Annotated in this window: 1 protein-coding gene; it reads right to left on the bottom strand. The window is 68.0% G+C overall.

Annotated features, from left to right (window positions below; genetic code table 11):
- Positions 1-988: IS481 family transposase (locus FKR81_RS43090; RefSeq protein WP_146361378.1), on the bottom strand; the 988-nt coding region annotated here is incomplete at its 3' end.
- Between the last annotated feature and the right edge of the window lie 121 nt (positions 989-1,109).

Here is a 1,109-nt window from a genome sequence, read left to right as displayed (position 1 = left end):
TGTGATGTCCAGGGAGGTTGGTCAGCCGGGTGATGGGTGGCTTGCCTCCGATGGCTGAGTGGGCTCGGTGGTGATTGTAGAAGTGCAGCCAGCTGGGCAGGGCTGCTCGTCGTTCGGTTTCTGAGTGGTAGTGGCGGGCGTAGGCCCAGCCGTCGGCCAGGGTGCGGTGGAATCGTTCGACTTTGCCGTTGGTCTGGGGCCGGTAAGGGCGTGTGCGTTTCGTTGTGATGCCCAGGTCGGAGCATGCGTCGCGCCAGGCGAAGGAGCGGTAGGCGGAGCCGTTGTCGGACAGGACTCGTTCGACGACGACTCCGCGCCCTGCGAACCAGGCGACTGCTCGCCGCAGGACGGCGGTTGCCGTGTCGCCTCGTTCGTCGGAGTGGATCTCGGCGTAGGCGACGCGGGAGTGGTCGTCGATGACGGTGTGCAGGAAGGCCTTGCCGTTGCGCGGCAGGCAATTGCTGCCCTTGCGCAAGCCTGGGGTGGCGCGTTTGTTGCGTTCTCCTTGTTGCCGTCCGACGAACCGGTGGCCGCCGCCGTCGGGGATGTTGCCGAACTTGGTGACGTCGACGTGGATCAGCGAGCCGGGATGCGGGTGTTCGTAGCGGCGCAGGGGTTCGCCGGTGACGCGATCGATGCGGGAGAGCCGGTTGATCCGGTACCGCACCAGCACGGCGTGGACGGTGGAGGCGGGGATGCCGAGCTGGCCCGCGATCTGAACCGGGCCCAGCCGGTGCCGCCATCGCAGCATGACGATCGCGCGGACCACCGGCTCGGGTGTGCGGGCCGGACTGTGGCGCGGCCGCGAGCTGCGGTCGGCCATCCCGGCCTCGCCCTCGAGCCGGTAGCGGTCCGCCCACTTGCGCGCGGTCCTGGGCGCGACCATGAACATCTTCGCCGCCTCGGCGGGACGCCAGTTCTGTTCGACGATCAGACGCGCCAGCCGTAGCCGGGCACGCGGCGTCAGCGCCGCGTTAGGGTGGGACACGAAGGCCTCCGGACATGTGAAGCGGTTCCTCGACAGCTCCACTTCACAACCAGAGGCCTTCACCTGTCTTCACGACAGGCCGTCACCCGCCCAAACCGGGACAACGTCCCTGGACATCACA

The organism is Lentzea tibetensis, assembly GCF_007845675.1.
Classification (GTDB): domain Bacteria; phylum Actinomycetota; class Actinomycetes; order Mycobacteriales; family Pseudonocardiaceae; genus Lentzea; species Lentzea tibetensis.
Note: the sequence above shows the minus strand (reverse complement) of the source record. Positions and strands in the feature narration are given on the sequence as shown.